Source organism: Williamsia sp. Y712 (genome assembly GCF_059445525.1).
The window spans coordinates 283,321-299,237 of record NZ_JCAIUN010000002.1 but is presented as its reverse complement, the minus strand read 5'-3'; the positions used below and the strand labels follow the sequence as shown (position 1 = coordinate 299,237).

General features: G+C 62.8%; 18 protein-coding genes. 8 read left to right on the top strand and 10 right to left on the bottom strand.

What is annotated here, in order from left to right:
* Positions 1-66: 66 nt before the first annotated feature.
* Positions 67-717 carry a TetR/AcrR family transcriptional regulator gene (locus tag AC1D75_RS16210; protein ID WP_495516359.1) on the bottom strand — a complete coding sequence of 217 codons (651 nt, stop codon included), beginning with the start codon at positions 715-717 and terminating at the stop codon, positions 67-69.
* A 58-nt stretch (positions 718-775) separates the two neighbouring features.
* Here AC1D75_RS16210 and AC1D75_RS16205 point away from each other — a divergent pair, with 58 nt between their 5' ends.
* Entirely contained in the window at positions 776-1,159 is a 384-nt protein-coding gene (locus AC1D75_RS16205; RefSeq protein WP_495516358.1) for a VOC family protein, read from the top strand.
* Between the two features lie 30 nt (positions 1,160-1,189).
* The gene (locus AC1D75_RS16200; protein ID WP_495516357.1) at positions 1,190-1,984 is read left to right on the top strand and encodes an alpha/beta fold hydrolase; all 795 of its coding nucleotides are present in this window, start codon (positions 1,190-1,192) and stop codon (positions 1,982-1,984) included.
* A 15-nt stretch (positions 1,985-1,999) separates the two neighbouring features.
* Here the strand turns inward: AC1D75_RS16200 and AC1D75_RS16195 are convergent, their stop codons facing one another.
* Positions 2,000-2,800: an alpha/beta fold hydrolase gene (locus AC1D75_RS16195; RefSeq protein ID WP_495516356.1), complete on the bottom strand. Its 801-nt coding sequence runs from the start codon at positions 2,798-2,800 to the stop codon at positions 2,000-2,002.
* A gap of 219 nt (positions 2,801-3,019) precedes the next feature.
* Between AC1D75_RS16195 and AC1D75_RS16190 the strand changes: the two genes are divergently transcribed.
* From AC1D75_RS16190 to AC1D75_RS16180, 3 genes are all read left to right on the top strand, one after another.
* A complete protein-coding gene (locus AC1D75_RS16190; protein ID WP_495516355.1) occupies positions 3,020-4,744 on the top strand; it encodes a hypothetical protein in 1,725 nt (574 codons plus the stop codon).
* Between the two features lie 226 nt (positions 4,745-4,970).
* Positions 4,971-5,384: an ABC transporter permease gene (locus tag AC1D75_RS16185; protein ID WP_495516354.1), complete on the top strand. Its 414-nt coding sequence runs from the start codon at positions 4,971-4,973 to the stop codon at positions 5,382-5,384.
* 434 nt (positions 5,385-5,818) lie between these two features.
* Positions 5,819-7,564: a flavin-containing monooxygenase gene (locus AC1D75_RS16180; RefSeq protein ID WP_495516353.1), complete on the top strand. Its 1,746-nt coding sequence runs from the start codon at positions 5,819-5,821 to the stop codon at positions 7,562-7,564.
* A 157-nt stretch (positions 7,565-7,721) separates the two neighbouring features.
* On the opposite strand, the gene AC1D75_RS16175 is transcribed toward AC1D75_RS16180, so the two are convergent.
* The 4 genes from AC1D75_RS16175 to AC1D75_RS16160 all read right to left on the bottom strand — a co-directional run bounded on the left by AC1D75_RS16175 (position 7,722) and on the right by AC1D75_RS16160 (position 10,564).
* On the bottom strand, positions 7,722-7,916 hold the full coding sequence (locus tag AC1D75_RS16175; protein ID WP_495516352.1) for a hypothetical protein: 195 nt from the start codon (positions 7,914-7,916) through the stop codon (positions 7,722-7,724).
* Between the two features lie 101 nt (positions 7,917-8,017).
* Entirely contained in the window at positions 8,018-9,259 is a 1,242-nt protein-coding gene (locus tag AC1D75_RS16170) for a low temperature requirement protein A (RefSeq protein WP_495516351.1), read from the bottom strand.
* A 195-nt stretch (positions 9,260-9,454) separates the two neighbouring features.
* Positions 9,455-9,979 carry a YceI family protein gene (locus AC1D75_RS16165; RefSeq protein WP_495516350.1) on the bottom strand — a complete coding sequence of 175 codons (525 nt, stop codon included), beginning with the start codon at positions 9,977-9,979 and terminating at the stop codon, positions 9,455-9,457.
* A 156-nt stretch (positions 9,980-10,135) separates the two neighbouring features.
* Complete coding sequence (locus tag AC1D75_RS16160) at positions 10,136-10,564, bottom strand: hypothetical protein (RefSeq protein ID WP_495516349.1); 429 nt, start codon at positions 10,562-10,564, stop codon at positions 10,136-10,138.
* Positions 10,565-10,774: 210 nt separating this feature from the next.
* Here AC1D75_RS16160 and AC1D75_RS16155 point away from each other — a divergent pair, with 210 nt between their 5' ends.
* Together AC1D75_RS16155 and AC1D75_RS16150 are read left to right on the top strand one after the other, a co-directional pair.
* Complete coding sequence (locus AC1D75_RS16155; protein ID WP_495516348.1) at positions 10,775-11,146, top strand: YciI family protein; 372 nt, start codon at positions 10,775-10,777, stop codon at positions 11,144-11,146.
* On the top strand, positions 11,143-12,417 hold the full coding sequence (locus AC1D75_RS16150) for an RNA polymerase sigma factor (protein ID WP_495516347.1): 1,275 nt from the start codon (positions 11,143-11,145) through the stop codon (positions 12,415-12,417). Before AC1D75_RS16155 ends, AC1D75_RS16150 begins: the two co-directional genes overlap by 4 nt.
* On the opposite strand, the gene AC1D75_RS16145 is transcribed toward AC1D75_RS16150, so the two are convergent.
* The 4 genes from AC1D75_RS16145 to map form a co-directional block, all read right to left on the bottom strand.
* Positions 12,388-12,759, bottom strand: coding sequence for a DUF2255 family protein (locus AC1D75_RS16145; protein ID WP_495516346.1), 372 nt, complete (start codon positions 12,757-12,759; stop codon positions 12,388-12,390). The two genes, AC1D75_RS16150 and AC1D75_RS16145, sit on opposite strands and share 30 nt — an antisense overlap.
* A 47-nt stretch (positions 12,760-12,806) precedes the next feature.
* A complete protein-coding gene (locus AC1D75_RS16140) occupies positions 12,807-13,649 on the bottom strand; it encodes an SDR family oxidoreductase (protein WP_495516345.1) in 843 nt (280 codons plus the stop codon).
* A 34-nt stretch (positions 13,650-13,683) separates the two neighbouring features.
* A complete protein-coding gene (locus AC1D75_RS16135) occupies positions 13,684-14,442 on the bottom strand; it encodes a carboxymuconolactone decarboxylase family protein (RefSeq protein ID WP_495516344.1) in 759 nt (252 codons plus the stop codon).
* Positions 14,443-14,751: 309 nt separating this feature from the next.
* Positions 14,752-15,525, bottom strand: coding sequence for a type I methionyl aminopeptidase (gene map / locus AC1D75_RS16130; RefSeq protein ID WP_495516343.1), 774 nt, complete (start codon positions 15,523-15,525; stop codon positions 14,752-14,754).
* 95 nt (positions 15,526-15,620) lie between these two features.
* On the opposite strand from map, the gene AC1D75_RS16125 reads away from it, so the two are divergent.
* On the top strand, positions 15,621-15,887 hold the full coding sequence (locus tag AC1D75_RS16125; protein ID WP_495516342.1) for a helix-turn-helix domain-containing protein: 267 nt from the start codon (positions 15,621-15,623) through the stop codon (positions 15,885-15,887).
* Positions 15,888-15,917 lie beyond the last annotated feature (30 nt).

The window sequence follows — 15,917 nt, the reverse complement described above, 5'->3', positions numbered from 1 at the left end:
CGCCTTCAAAATCATCGATGCGCCCGATCGCGAGTGGATCTGGGTGTTCACACGAATCCCCAGGTCTCACGTCTGGCCGACCAGGGCCGCGACAAGCAACGAGGTGGTGGTGCGCTGCCAGTGTTCCGGCGCCCAGCCGAGGGTGTTCGTGGCGACGAAGTAGTTCTCGACGCTGGCGATCAGGAAGGCGAGGTCGGCGGCGTCCTCGACGCTGAGCCCGCTGCGGAGCGCATCGCGATCGGCCAGCAGGTCGGCCAGCGCGCGGTACGCGGTGCGGCGCTGTTCCTCATTGACCTCCCACTGCACCGCGAGGTCAGGATCGCTGCCGACGGTGCCGCGGACGACGGAGAGCAGCGGAGCTACCCGCTGCAAGATCTCACGGCCGCCGGCCATCCAGAGCTCGACGATTCGGACCGGGTCGGATTCGGCCATCACCTCTTGGAACCAGGGGCGGTCGAGTAGCGGTACCGGATCGTCGTCGCCGACCGCTGCGATGTCGAGTGCCTCCTTGAGTAGCGTCGCCTTGTTTCCGAAATGGAAGTAGACCGTCTGCGTCGCGACGGCCGCGCGTGTCGCGACCTGGTCGAGAGTGGTTGAGCCGTAGCCCTTGTCGAGGAACAAGTCTGCCGCTGCCGTGATGATCCTCCGCCTGGTCAGGCGTGTCTTCTCGGCGCGGCTGACAGTCGGTGGCGGTTCGTTGTTGACGGAATTGATCATTTGTTAGAGACTACTCTAGTGACTCGCTAGAGTTCACTCCAATGAAATGGAGGAGACCATGCCCGACCTTGCCGCGATCCACCACGTGAAGATCCCCGTCAGCGACGTGCACGCCAGCATCGACTGGTACCTACGGGTGCTCGGGATGGAGGTGGAGATCGAGTTCACCGAAGAGGGCGAGCTGCGCGGCGTCGCTCTCAAAACCTCCGATGGCACGACCCCGATAGCCCTCCGGCACAACCCCGAACGCGCCGCTGCCTTGTCTGGTTTCGACCTCGTCGCGCTTCGTGTCCCGACCCGGGAGGGCGTCCACGACTGGGCCGAACACCTGGCCGCAATCGACCAGCAGCACGGCGGCATCGTCACCGGCCACCACGGCGGCGCAGTCCTCGTCGGACTGCACGACCCCGACGGCATCGAGATCCGTCTCTACGCCGATTGACCCGAACCACACCGAGAAAAGGAGAACACCATGAAATATCACGATTCCGGAGGAACCGGCGAGCCGCTGGTTCTCATCCATGCGGCCCTGTTCGCAGACTGGTTCGTCCCACTCGAAAGCGGGCCTGCGGCAGCCGACCTACGCCGGATCCGCGTGACCCGCACGGGATATGCCGACCCTGCACCCCCTGAACCGATGTCGGTGGCCGACCACGCCGACGAGTGCGCGGATCTGCTGCGCCGCCTGGGAATTGAGCGGGCCCGCGTGCTCGCGCACTCTTCCGGCTGCGTGGTCGCACTGCAGCTGGCGCTCGACCACCCCGAGCTGGTCGGCGAGCTCGTTCTTGTCGAACCACCCCTGATCGATCCGCTTCTGCCGCCGGAGGACCGGGCGGCCGTCGCCGCCGCAATCGGGCCAGCCCTGGGTGCAGCGATGGGCGCCGCCGCCCAGGGCGACCTGCCCACTGCCTTCGACACCTTCCTGACGGCACTGTGCGGACCGGAGCATCGGACCGTAATCGCGACCGCGCTGGGCCAAGCCGGCGCCGAACGCGCCGAACGCGACTGCGGTTACTGCTTCACCGGCGAGGTGCCCGCACTCGCCGAGTGGAACTTCGACGAAGAGCTGGCACGCCGGATCACCCAGCCGGTCCAGCTCGTCGCCGGTGGCGAGAGCCCGGTCTTCACGCATCGGCTGGTGGACTACCTGGCTGCGATATTGCCCGACGCCCGAACCACTGTCATCCCCGGGCACAACCACTTACTCCCCCTCACTGCCCCAGCCCTTCTGGCCGACCTGGTCCGGAACCCGGTCGTCACTGCCTGATCGCAGTCGCCGTCGTCATCGCCGGTCCGGTACACCGAGGGCGAAGCTGCGTAGTGCTTCGTTGAACTGGTGCGGGGCTTCCAAGTTGCAGAGATGCCCAGTCCCTCGGAGCACGACCAGCTCGGAGCCGGCGATTGCGCCGTGGAGCGCCTCCGCGACGGACAGCGGGGCCCGCACGTCGTGATCGCCGTACACCAGGAGTGTCGGAATCTTGATGCTGGGAAGCACGTCTCGCAGATCCACGGCGCAGGCTCGTGCCATGGCTCGCAATCCGATCGGGTGAACCGCCAGAAGGCTCGCACCGAACCTGTCGACCACGTCCCACGGGGTCGAACCGCTGAACATCGTCGGGAGCAGTGTGTCGACCACTTCCTCCGGGGAGAGGTCGGCCAACGTCAGTGCCTGCTGTAGCCGCTGGTCGGCCACCTCAGAAGGCAACGACCCGCGCCAGCCCGCGTAGGCCGATATCAACATCAGAGAAGCTGCGATGTCCGGGTGACGCCGATTGAACTCCAACGCCAGTGCTCCTCCGAAGGAGATCCCGGCGACGTGTGGGTGCTCGAATCCGAGCTTCTTGATGAACCCCGCCAGGTAGTCGGCGTACTCGCCCATACCGGTGTTCGGAGGTGGATCAGAAGAAGATCCGGCGCCGGGTGCATCCCACGCCACCACCGTGAAGTCGTCAGCGAGCTCGTCGAGTTGCGGCCGCCACGTTCGCGGGCCGTCGCCGACACCCCCGTGGACGAGGACGAGCGGGGGTCCGTGACCGCCCCGTTCATAAGCGATCTGGAGTCCCTCGACCTCAACCATGTCCATGGCTCGCCCTCCCGCGACGCAAACACTCAATACCCAGATTGCTCCGATTGAGGAGGAGGGGCAAGGGTTGCGGCACCGGCGCGTCCAGTCTGTGCAATGTTCGCGTCTTGCGCGGCACCATTGGACCGAAATCGGAGTCTCCCAGATATTCAGGGAGTGGGTCACTACGATTCTGGCGAACAGCGTTCGGACAGAGTGTTGTTGAGTCGGGGGGCACACGTGAAGGTCAATCGGGCTACGGCCGCACTGGTAGCGGGAACTCTGCTGGCCACAACCGCTCTGATCGCGGCGCACACACCCGTCGCCTATTCTGCACCGTCGCATCAGCGCACCGAATCAATCGTGCAAACCTCATCCCCGATCACCTCGGTGGTCGAGTCAGTTGTTCGCGTCAAAATTCCGCTTCCGCGTTCGGTCGGCGCACATCCAGCTGCCTGCGATTGGCTTTCGTACCAACGGTATCGCGCCGCCGACGGTCCAACGGCCTCCGCGAACGCAGACAAGATCTTGATTGCTCAGCCCGGCGTTCTGGAGGGGGCGGCAGCGTTCGACAGCGTCGCGCGCAATACTGTCGCCGCCGCCGCGGCCGGCGGCCGGCATATCGAGTTCTGGGCTCTGGATCGGCGCTCGAATTGCTTAGAGGATCACACCGGAATCGACACAGCGGTCGCCAACCAAGACATCAATATCGCCATCGATTACTACTACGGTCAGGGCACCGTTGATGGACGGCGATTCGCGGGGTTCGTACCCGATTCCGATCTGGGGTGGCTCTCCCACATCGGAATCGAGCAGACCGTCATCGATCAGTACGACCTCATGAGCGCCGAACTGCCCGACCCGGCGTTTCGGCGAAACAGGGTGCTCTGTGGTGGTCATTCGCTTGGTGGCTCACTGACCGCCTATTTCGTCCAATGGGACTTCGATGGACAACCCGGTTACCAACAATGCTCCGGCTACTTCGCTCTCGACACCACGATCGATACGACGTTGCCGCTAGGGGACGTATCGACACTCAGCGCAATGCTCCCCCAAACTCCCCTCGGAATGGACGCTCTGGACGAACTGACCACCCGCGGACTGCTCCCACGGTCGGCGAACTTACCGGCACTCATCAACCCCGAGACCATGAACCTACTCGGGCTTGTCGGCGCTGCCACCAATATCGCTCCCGACAGTGAGACGCACTTCCTGAAGAGTGTGCGCAACAACAATATTGACAATTCTTTACGGCTTCTCTTTTCCCGTGACGCCGCGGGTCTGGCCACCGACACGACGCCACTCAGAGATATTCGCCTCACCAACGCCGCCCTCCTCGGCGGGCTGATGGACAACAACTCCCAGCCATTGGCCTTTCTGCAAACCTCCGTCGGCATGTTCGATGGCGGGTTACTGGCCGACAAGAACTTTCCCCTGTCGGACGACCTCAATATCGCGAATCGGCAAATTACTGCGGGAATGCTCGGCCCCGATCCCCTTGTCATACCTGCTGTCGCACAGGGCCCGCTCTACACGTGGCAGAACTTCAACGAGGTAACCAGCAGTGCGCATCTCGACCAACACGGGCGCCCCTACACCACCCCCGCCCATGAAGTCACCGACATCAACGACCTCGCTCGGAGTCTCGCGGAACACCCACTGGATTTCACTGAGCAGTACTTCCCGATGAAGCTGTTGATCGAGAGCGTCCTGGGACCCACGACACCCGCGATCACCAACCAGCTCCGCCACCCAGCCGGACTCACCGCCCGCCCGATCTTGAACCTCCTCGGTGGAAGTGGGATCACCGCCGGTGTGATGACCACCCCAGAAGATCTCCCCTACGGCAGGACGGTCATCGCCCCCGGTTACCACCATCTCGATGTCCTGACCGCCGCAGCCCTGCAAAACAACGGGACCGCGGACCCCATTTCGACCAACCTGGCCGAGTTCGCTGCCAAGTAGCTCAGCGAGAACGCGCACGACCCTCTGACCGTTTGGACGTATTCGCAAAGCGTGGGTCCATCGCGCCCTGAAGCGGGTAATACCGACCCGCATCGCTCCCGAAGGTAGCGCAAGTCGTAGATCTGATGCAGCGCCGGCTAACGACTGTCCCTGTAACGCAATCGGATTGCGCTCGTTTACAGATCCGAATGGCATGGAGTACGCAACGAAGCGTCTAAACTCCGGTGTGGCCGTATTGCGCGCAGTCTGGTGGTTGTTGGCATTCCTGGCAGCTGGAAATGCCGTGTGGGTCGGTAGTTGGCCGATGTCGAACCTCATTTCGTCGTCGTGTGACGCTGAAGGCTCGTTGCCTTTCGGCCGCGTCGCCGGTTCCACGTGGTGTGACGATTCGGTGGTGAACGTGCTGGGCGTGTGGCCTCCGCTGTGGCTCGGCCTGCTGATGGTGGCCCCGCCTGTGCTGGCAGCTCTGGTAATGCGACGGTGGGTGTCCTGGCTGGTCGTAGCCGTGCTCACCGGCCTGTCATTCGTTGGATTGGCAAACTGGTCGACATTCTGGGGCCAACTACTAATTGCCATCCCTTTCACGGTGATCGTGTTTATCGTCGCCTCAGTGCAACATATTTTGTCAGAGCCGTTGTAAGACAACGTGTGTCCCTGAGAGCATGAATTGCATCGGCTGAACCACAGCGTCCGGCCGGCGCGCACTACATCGATCAGTGCGTGCAGATCGGTGATCGTACCGCCAATAGCGGCCGATCCGCCGGCCGGAATTGAGATCCCCAACCTCATTCGACAGACGCCATACTTCTGTGTGTCGAACTGGACAGTAACTTTACTCTGGGTATAGTTAACTGGTGACCCGCATCACGGTCGAGGGTGTAGTGCCCCATGCCGGCATCGATCCCTCGTCGTCGCAGAATTCTCGAAAATTGGTGCAAGAACCCGTATCCCACGTGCCTCCGAGCTTCGGAGGGCCAGGCCTGATCCTGCCTGCGCAGGATGCAACGCGTTCCCAGGTGAAGCCAACCTGGGGAATTGATTTTGCTGACCGAGGAGTTCAAATTGCCTGAGCCGATGGACCTTGACAACATCCGGAAGCGTTACGCCGAGGAGCGAGCGCGACGGCTTCGCCCCGAGGGAACCGGTCAGTATCACTATGTCGAGGATTCGGTGGATCCGTGGGCGCAGCCGATCGACAGGGCTGCGGTGGACGATGAGGTCGATGTCGTGCTGATGGGTGCAGGTCTGTCTGGACTTGCACTGGGGGCGATGTTGCGAAAGGAGGGTGTGGATCGGATCCGCATGATCGATAACGCGGGCGACGTTGGCGGAACCTGGTATTGGAACCGATACCCGGCGGCACAATGCGATGTCCTGTCCTACATCTATCTGCCACTCCTGGAAGAGATGGGCTACATCCCGACCGAAAGATACGCCTATCAGCCGGAAATCCTCGAACACTGCCGGTCGATCGCCCGAAAGTACGACCTCTACCGTGACGCATACTTCCAGACCGAGGTCGTGGACGCGGTATGGGACGACGCGGACGGACGGTGGACGATCCACACCAATCGCGGAGACGTCATCAAGGCGCAATTCGTGATCTTGGCGGGAGGAGCGTTGCAGCGGCCCAAATTGCCAGACATTCCCGGTCTCGAAGACTTCCGCGGTGCATTGTTCCACTCGAGTCGCTGGGACTACGCCTACACCGGTGGACAGCCAGGGCCCACCGGTGGCGGACTTCCGGAGTTGGCGGACAAACGCGTCGGATTGATCGGCACGGGAGCTACTGGGCTGCAACTTGTATCGCCGTTGGCGGAGGCAGCACAGCACCTGTCCGTCTTTCAGCGAACACCAGTTGTCGTGCTTCCGCGGGACAACCGACCCACGGACCCGGACTGGGTCGCGAAACTGGAACCCGGTTGGCAAGACCGCCATATGTTTTCGTTCAACGAGCAGACCGTAGACGAGACCGCGGAAGACCTCATCGACGACGCGTGGAGCCACACCGTGTTTCCGGTCATGGCGAGCCACAACCGGGGGATGTTCGGAGACAGCGAGGAACTCAAGCAGGCCGAGCTTGACGATCTGGCCGCGATGGAGGTCGCCCGCGCCCGGATCGCCGGCATCGTGAAGGATCCCGAGACGGCCGCCGCGCTGATGCCACACTTCCGGATGCTCTGCAAACGGACCTCGTTCCACGACAATTACCTGGAGACTTTCAACAGGCCGAATGTCACCCTGGTCGACACCAAGGGCGCGGGTGTTGAAAAAGCGACGGCCACCGGAGTTGTTGTCGGCGGACGTGAGTACCAACTCGACTGCTTGATCCTCGCCACCGGCTTCGACATCGGCCGCGGACTACTGAAAGCCTGGGGCGTTGATCCGGTCGGCGTGAACGGAATCCGCATGACCGAGTACTGGGGCAAGGGCGTCCGAACGTTCCACGGTATGCAGGTGCACGGCTTCCCGAATCTGTTCCTCCACGGACCCGGCCAGGTTGCTCCGGCTTACAACTGGACGAGCAGCGTGATCGAGATGGGTCGGCACATCGCGTATGTCATCGCCACGGCCAGGGCCAGAAACGCGCAGCGCGTGGACGCCACGGTAGCCGCTGAGGAGTACTGGCTCGATGTACTCGGCCAGACGCCCCCGGCAGCCGTCGAATACCGGAGAGACTGTACCCCTGGCTATTTCAACAATGAGGGCAACGTCCGATCAGGTGCGTCCCCAAACTTTGGCCGAGGCGCCAACGCGTACTACAGCATGCTGCAGAAGTGGCGCGCAGACGATCTCCTCACCGGACTCGAATTGATGTGACGGTTGCGTTCAGGCTGTCTGCACGGGCGGCTGGACACGGAAGCTCACGATGCCAATACCTGAGCCACAATCGCGGGCAATCACCCGTGTCAAACACTGCTGCATCCATCAGCAAATGCCGTTGGATGCCGCAGTGTGATTCCTATGCGTCAGCGGTTCATTCGCGCGACTTGGTTCCGTCGGTCTGATCGAAGAATCGCCAGTCTCCATCCACGTCGACCTCCATGCGGAACCCCAACTGGCCCGATGGAACCTCACGATTCTTGAACCACTCGTAGGCGTCTTCAGCGTTGTTGAACTCGACCTCGTCGATGACGTCCTCGTCAGGATTGAGCACTCGATATTTCGCCATGTCTGCCCCTTTTTCGACTCTCGTTCCCGTGACTCTCCCGGGTCGTTCCTCGGATACCCGCGACGTCCCGGGGCTACACATCTCGAGGTCCGAGCGATCGGTCAGGTCTCGGTCGTCTCGACTGGACTTCTGCGCCGCCGGACAATACCGGTGACCACCGCAAGGATTGCGCCAACGGCGAGAACGATCGCCGATGCGAATGGAAGTGCGTTGTCGACGAGTCCCACGATGAGCACGACAGGAATTGCCAGTGCCGGCCACGGGATGAACATGCGCCAGTTGCCCGAACTCCACCCGAGGATGGCGCACACCCCGGCGATGAACAACGCCAGCCCACCGCACAGGACCCAACGTCCGGCAGCAGTGAGTTCACCGACCGGATGCAGGACATATTGCTCGATGCCGACACCAAGGAGGGCCGCACCCAACGTGATTGGCAGGTGTCCGTAGATGTAGCCATCGGCGCGGCCACTGCCGACAGCGCTGTCGTCATCCTGTATCTCGGTCTTCGCCTCCGCACCACCGATATCGAAGTACATCCACCAGACAGCTGCGGCAATGGTGAACCCCAACGCGGCCACCAACAAGGACGACCAGGCCCAATGGGTCTCATGCATCCCCAGCACGATGGCCGAGATGGACTCGCCGAGAACCAGAATCACAAAGAGGCCGAAGCGCTCCGGTAGATGTTCGAGGTGCAACGGCACGTCCGGGCCCCACCGGGTGGCCGCGAATGGTGCCATGGCCTCTATCGCGATACCGACCGCCCACAAGATGTAGGTGGTTGGCGAAGGAGTGAACAGCGAGACCGTCCAGATGACCGCACTGATGACTGTCGCCGCGAAATACAGATTGATCGTGACCCGCACTTCGCTGATGTGCCGCCACGCGCGTAGGTACAGAACGGCGAGGATCACGCGGGTCGCGATGTAGCCGACGCCAAACGCCACGGTCCCGTCACCCCCGACGGCGGTGGACGCGCTGGCCGCCATCACCGCAATCGCAAAGGTGGCAGCCAGTTTCAGCACGCGATACACGATGTCGTTGGTGTCGAACCGGTTTGCGTACAGCGTGGTGGTCACCCACGACCACCACGTGACCACGAACAGACCGGCAAAGACGGCCACACCGTGCCACCCGAGATCATCCTTCAGTGCCAGCGCCAGCTGATGGATGACCAACACATACGCAAGGTCGAAAAAGAGCTCGAGCCTCGTTGCCGCACGGTCGTCTTCGGTTCGCATTCGCGGCGGTTCTATCAGCGGAGTGCGCTGATCGCCACCACTGGCGTCGCCGGCGTTCTCCGATTGGTCGCCCGAAAGCCTCGGTTTCCGCTCACCCATGTGTGAGTTGTCCTTACTGTCGGCCCGACGATGCGCATTGAGCCAGAAGCGGCACAATCACTCCCCACGTCGGTACCCCGTGCCGAGAAGACGCAAACCGTGCAGCTCCGCCAAGTGGTACTGCTAGGTGCCGGTACTCTGCGTTGCCGTCTACCGGTACTCAGAAAAGGTCTCCTCCGAGAAGGTGCCTGGTGCTCAGAGTTTGACGAAGGAGGCCTCAATCACCAGGTGAGTGGCCAGGCGTGAGCCCTTCTTCGTGTAGGTCAGTCCCCAATCGCTACGGTCGAGGCGCACTTGGGCGGCGACTGTCGCGCTGTCATCCACCGCGACCACATGAGCCGGGACGGTCAACGGACGTGTTTGACCGTGGACGGTCAGATCGCCGATGACATCAACCTGTCCCCCATCGCCGGGCCGCACCTGCGTAGCGACGAAGGTGATGGTGGGATATGTCCGGACGTCGAAGAAGTCCGCAGAGCGCAAATGCTCGTCCCGTTGCCGGTTCTTGGAGTTCACAGAGGTGGCATCGACCACCAGCGTTCCGGTCACGTTCCCATCGTCGCCGACCGTTCCGGTGCCTTCGACGGAATCAAACGTGCCCGTGACCGTGAACAGCCACAAACCCTTGGCGCGGAAGGTTATCGAGGTGCTAGCGGGGTCCAAGGTCCACGACCCGGCAAATGCGCGCAAGTCCGGGACGGAGTCGATCGGCGATGTCATTGGCAACCTCCGGTAGATGGCGATCCGTTGTCGACGAAATATCCAGTCGAGCAGCCTGATCGGAAGTGTCACCGATCGTGACCCACCGGGCAACCGAAATCCGAGATCCTGGGTACCCGACCGCCCTTGGCCGCATCGAGTACCCAGGATCCGGGTTCAGATGCGGGTCATATTCGAGATGTATCCACCCCCTCCTGGGTAGACCCATTCGCCGGTGACGGTGTTGCCATCGGCGTCGAAGGTGCCTCGGAAATAGGCCGGACTGCCTTTGGCGCCGCCCCAGATGGTGAGTACGTCGCCGGTCAGTTCATAGACGTAGTCGAGGGTGTTGCCGAGCGAGTCGTAGTACCGCGACACGACGTCGGTGCCGGTCGGTTCGCCGAATGGGCGCAGGTTGCCGATCACTTCGATGCCGGTGACCGGTTCGCCGAACTGGAGGAGATCGACGTGCTGAAGCAGAAAGAATCGGCCGGGCATCCACTCGTAGCGAACCGTGCCTTCGGCGCCGCCGCTGACCTTCCAGTTTCCGACCAGGCGGTCCAGGTTCTGGAGTTCGGGGCTCGGCTGTGGTTGGGTTTCGTTCATTTCATTCCTCCTATGTGGGTTGTTCACTGCTACCTCGGAGCTGCGATCCGAACTTCGACATCAGGACATGAGATCTGAATCACACGCTCTGGATGGTCGAGAACCGGAGGTCGGCTCCGAGGTAGCAGAGACGACTCGCAGCGGAGATCGACGTCAGACCACCCGAACCCGATTAACGTGACAAATTCCCAACTATTTGGAGGACGCATCGTGAAATACCTGTTGCTCGGCTACACCCCGGCCACGGCTTGGGATGCCGCGACTGCCGAAACCCCTTCGGAGGAAGCGCTGTCCGCGTTTGCGACCTATCAACGCCTCGAAGAGGAGTTGATCGCCTCTGGTGAGTTCGTCAGCAGCGAAGGCCTCGGTCATCCGGCGGTCAGCACCACTGTTCGGAAGACTGCCGACGGTGTGGTGGCGACCGACGGCCCGTTCGCCGAGTTGAAGGAGGTGCTGGCCAGCTTTGCCGTGATCGATGTGGCCGGCCATGAACGCGCCGTCGAGATCGTCGCGCGCATCGTCGAGGCGCTCGGCGAGCCCATCGAGATCCGGCCGGTGATGGGCGAGGACTTCACCGCGTGAACCCGGAAACCGAGGACCTGCTGCGTGCCGAGGCTCCACAGGTTCTCGGTGCGCTGGTACGCCGTTTCGGGCGCTTCGACATCGCCGAAGACGCGGTGCAGGAGGCGTTGCTGGCCGCGAGCCAGACCTGGCCGACCCAGGGCGTACCGGAAAACCCACGTAGCTGGCTCATCCGGATCGGCTATCGGCGGATGGTCGACCTGCTGCGTTCCGAGGGGGCTCGCCGTCGCCGCGAGCTGGAGGTCGGTGCCGCGGAATTGGCCATGCAGCACCACACTCGGGCGGCGCAGACCACGCCGGCCGACGACAGTCTCACCCTGCTGCTGCTCTGCTGCCATCCCGCACTCGGTCACACTTCGCAGGTCGCGCTCACCTTACGGGCGGTCGGTGGATTGAGCACCGCCGAGATCGCGCACGCCTACGGGGTCACCGAGGCCACCATGGGCACGCGGATCAGTCGCGCCAAACAGCAACTGTCCCGAGCGGGAGCCCGCTTCATCCCACCCACCGACGCCGACCTCGAGCGCCGGATGACCGCAGTCATGCAGGTGCTCTACCTGATCTTCAACGAGGGCTACACCGCCACGGCAGGCACCGAACTCGCCCGCGTCGACCTGACCCACGAGGCCATCCGCCTGACCCGAACCCTGCACACCACTGTTTCCGAGGACGCCGAAGTGGCCGGCCTGCTGGCGCTGATGCTGCTCACCGAATCCCGCCGCACCACGCGCACGGTCGCCGGCGAACTGATTCCCCTCGACGGGCAGGACCGCACCCGATGGAACCGCATGCTGATCGACGAGGGCACCGCACTTCTCGACAGTGTCTGGGACCGCGGCCATACCGGGCCCTACCAACTCCAGGCCGCGATCGCCGCGACACACGCCGCAAGCGCGACCCCGGACCAGACCGACTGGCCCCAGATCGCGATGCTGTATCTGTGGCTCGAGAGGCTCACCCCGACACCACCGGTCCAACTCAGCCGCGTGGTCGCCGTCGCCCACGCATACGGTCCGGAGCGCGGCCTGGCACTACTGGACGATCTCAACCGACATCATCACCTGGACCAGAATCCACTCACCCGCCAACGTGAACCCGCTGTCCGCGCGCATCTCCTCCAACAAACCGGCCAGACCACCGCAGCCGCCGCACTTTTCCACCGGGCAGCCGACCTGACGGGCAATCAGGTCGAGCAGCGCTACCTACGCGACAAAGCCGTGCTGCCTGGGCCGGTCTGCGATTCAGGCCGGGTGAACCTGGAGCGTCGCTGACCGCGGCCCTTCTTCTTCGAGGTGATCCACGATCGAAGCGTATTGACCGTATTTGGCGCGGTATGCGGCGTCGACCCGCGCGAGGTCCTTGTCGGCGGCTTCGGTGAAGATCACGTCAAAGGTGTTCTGCCGCGCCATTATCTGCCCGTTATGTGCGGTGATCGCGGCGCGGAACCAGGCCGCGGTGCGCCCGTTGGTTGAACGAATGAACACGTCGGTACCGTCGCGCACTATCCAGATGGTCGTCGGTCGGCGCGGGCGACCATCCGGCCGGTAGGTAACGACCTGTACCTCGTCCGGTGCGCCGACGACGGCGGCGTCCTCGATATTCCATGTTTTCATCGGTGTTCCTTCGTTGGGTTCGGTATGACAACCGCTGTCAGGCGGGCTCATTCACCAGACGGAAAGTCGGTCGACGCGGCAACATCGGCTTGTGCCTCGTAGTCGGCGATACGTTTGCGAAGGGTGTCCACCGTGATCGCAAGTGCTTGCGATCCGAGCAAAAGCCGCAACGGTGCCGGCTCGATGTCGACGCTGTCGATGATGCGAGCGGCCATACGAGCAGGGTCGCCCGGTGCGAGGCCATTGGCGGGGTCGAGCATCTTCAGGAAGCCGTGCGCCGGGTTGTCGTCATAGACCGACATGAGGGTGGCGACTTTGGCACTGCCGTAGCGGAACTCGGTCCGGGCACCGCCTGGTTCGACGATTGTGGTCCCGATGCCGAAAGGGGCGATCTCCTGCGCCACTGATTCGACGAAGCCCTCGATCCCAAATTTCGTGGCGTGGTACATGGAGTTGCCGGGGAATGCGACCTGTCCTCCGTACGAGGACATCTGGATGATGCGCCCACTTCCCTGCGCACGAAAGTGCGGCAGTGCCGAGCGGATGAACGCGATCGATCCGGTGAGATTTGTCGCGATCAGACGGTCGATCTCTCCGTCACTGAGTTCCTCGGCGGCACCGAAGAGACCATACCCAGCGTTGCTGATGATGACGTCGACCCGACCGGCCGTCGAGAAGCTGCGATCGACGACCTCGTGAACGGCCGGAATGTCGGTGACATCGAGCACTTCGGCGACGAACGTCTGAGGGTATTGCGCAACGAGGTCGTCGACCTTGCTGGTGTCGCGGACGGTCCCGATGACCCGATCACCGGCAGCGAGGAGCTGTTCGGTCAGTTCGCGGCCGAAGCCGCTGTTGACTCCGGTGATGAGCCAGGTGCGCTGAGCCATGGCCGGTCCTTTCATCCTCGCCCATGTGCGGCGACTAGTTGTCCTGCGTGACCTCATCGACGATGCGAAGACCGTTGAGTGTTCGGGGATAGCCGATGAAGGGTAGGAGTTGGGTCAGGACATCGATCAGAGTTTGGCGATCGTTGCCGACATTGAGATTCGCGGCAACATGACCTTGGACCTGCGGGTCACAACCACCGAGCGCGACAAGCATCGTGAACGTGAGTAATTCTCGGGTGGGCACATCGACTCCGGTGCGTGTGTAGTGATCGCCGAAGCAGTTGGCGGACAGCAGTCTCTGGATATGCGCCTGATCCTTGGGTGCGTTCGCGTACATGCGCTCGACGGCGTCGGCCCCGACGATCTCCTTTTGCACTGCCAAGCCCTTCGCCATGCGATTGTCCGGCGAGGTTGTGGACTGGCCCGGCAGCGGCAACTCCACACCGCGTTCGGTCAGCACCTCGTTGGTGGCGTGAAGGAAGTCGAACACCTTGGCCATACCCACATACGGCACTGCTTGATACACGATTTCCTTGACCTCGACCGGTGTCACTCCCACGGTCAGCGCCGCTCCGAGCATCACTCGGTATTCGCGCAGCGCCTGGCCCGCGATCATCGAGGCCAGCTGAACCATCAGTCGGGTCCGGATGTCGAGGCGACTGTCTTGGAGTACCTCGTCGAAAGCGAAGTTGTCGAAGTACTCGATCAACTCCGGATCGGTCTGCGCCAGTGTCGACACATGCCCTGGAAAGAGCTCATCGTGATTCTTCTGCGCTCGCGCGTTCGCAGGCATCTCCAACACTCCTCACCGTGACCACACGTTGACCTCGACAGAGGCCGATGATTCGAATGTAGGTCGGCTGCCTCGGCTGCGGGAGGGTCTATCAGTACCCCGTTCAGGAGTCGGACGCGATATCTGGACAAAAGCGGCGCCGGCGACCTCCGACCGGCCGACGACAAATGCGACAACGGATCGATCATGCTGCCCGGCGTCTACCGGTCACCGTCCGAGGAGCCCGTCCCCGAGGTGCCCACCTGTTGGCAACCGCGGGATGCATTGCTGAAAACCACTCCCCCGCAATTTATCCGGGACTCATCGCGCTCACGAACGGTCCGGGGACGTCAGTACAAGCGGGGCGCCGTCGGTGATTGCGATCGTGTGTTCGCTGTGGGCGGTACGAGATCCGTCAGCGGATCGGATCGTCCACCCGTCCTCGTCGTAGATGATTTTGTCGGTGCTGCGGGCGAGCCAGGGTTCGAGCGCAAGGGTCAACCCTGGGCGCAGTTTGAGACCTCGTCCCGCGCGCCCGATGTTGGGCACGTGCGGGTCTTCGTGCATGGTGCGCCCCAGACCGTGGCCACCGAACTCGGTGTTGACCGGGTAGCCGTAGTCGGCGGCCACGGCACCGATTGCAGCCGAGATGTCGCCCAGGCGGTTGCCGGGCAACGCCGCCGCAATCCCCGCGGCCAGGGCACGTTCCGTGGCTTCGATGAGATGCTCGTCCTCAGGTCGCGGGACTCCGACGATCACACTGCGCGCGCTGTCGGCGACCCAACCATCGATCGACACCGCGATGTCCATGCTCAACAGGTCGGCGTCACGCAGTATGTAGTCATGCGGAAGACCGTGCAGCACTGCATCATTGACCGACAGACAGATGACGTTGCGGAACGGGCCTCGCCCGAATGACGGCGCGTAGTCCCAATAGCACGACTGCGCACCGCGCTGCGAGATCAGGTCGCGGGCGCGGTGTTCGAGGTCGAGCAGGTTCACCCCCGGTTTCGCGCGGGCGGTGAGGTCGTCGAGCAAATCGGCGATGAATGCGCCGGTGACGCGCATCGCTTCGATCTCTCGAGGGGTCTTCAGTTCGAGCATTGGCTTCCTCTCCAACCGGCCAGATGTCCGGTATTTAAATACCAGCCTAGCTGTTTCGCCGGTATTTTCATACCGGCCTGGAGTAGGCTGGCGGAATGGTCCGTCTCCCGCTCACTCCTGCTCAACTCGCGACTGGTCAGCGCCTGGGTGCATATCTGCGTCAAGCCCGCGGTGATCGCACCCTCGCCGAAGTGGCGCAGGCCGCGGCGATCTCACCAGAGACGCTCCGCAAGATCGAGACCGGCCGGATGCCGACGCCGGCATTCACAACCATTGCGGCCTTGGCCCGCGCCCTCGACCTGCCGCTCGATGACCTTGCGGACATCTGCGTTGCCCCGGCTGACCTCCGAAAAAGTGGCTGACGCGAAACCGCGCAGGCGTGCCTGGGCGCG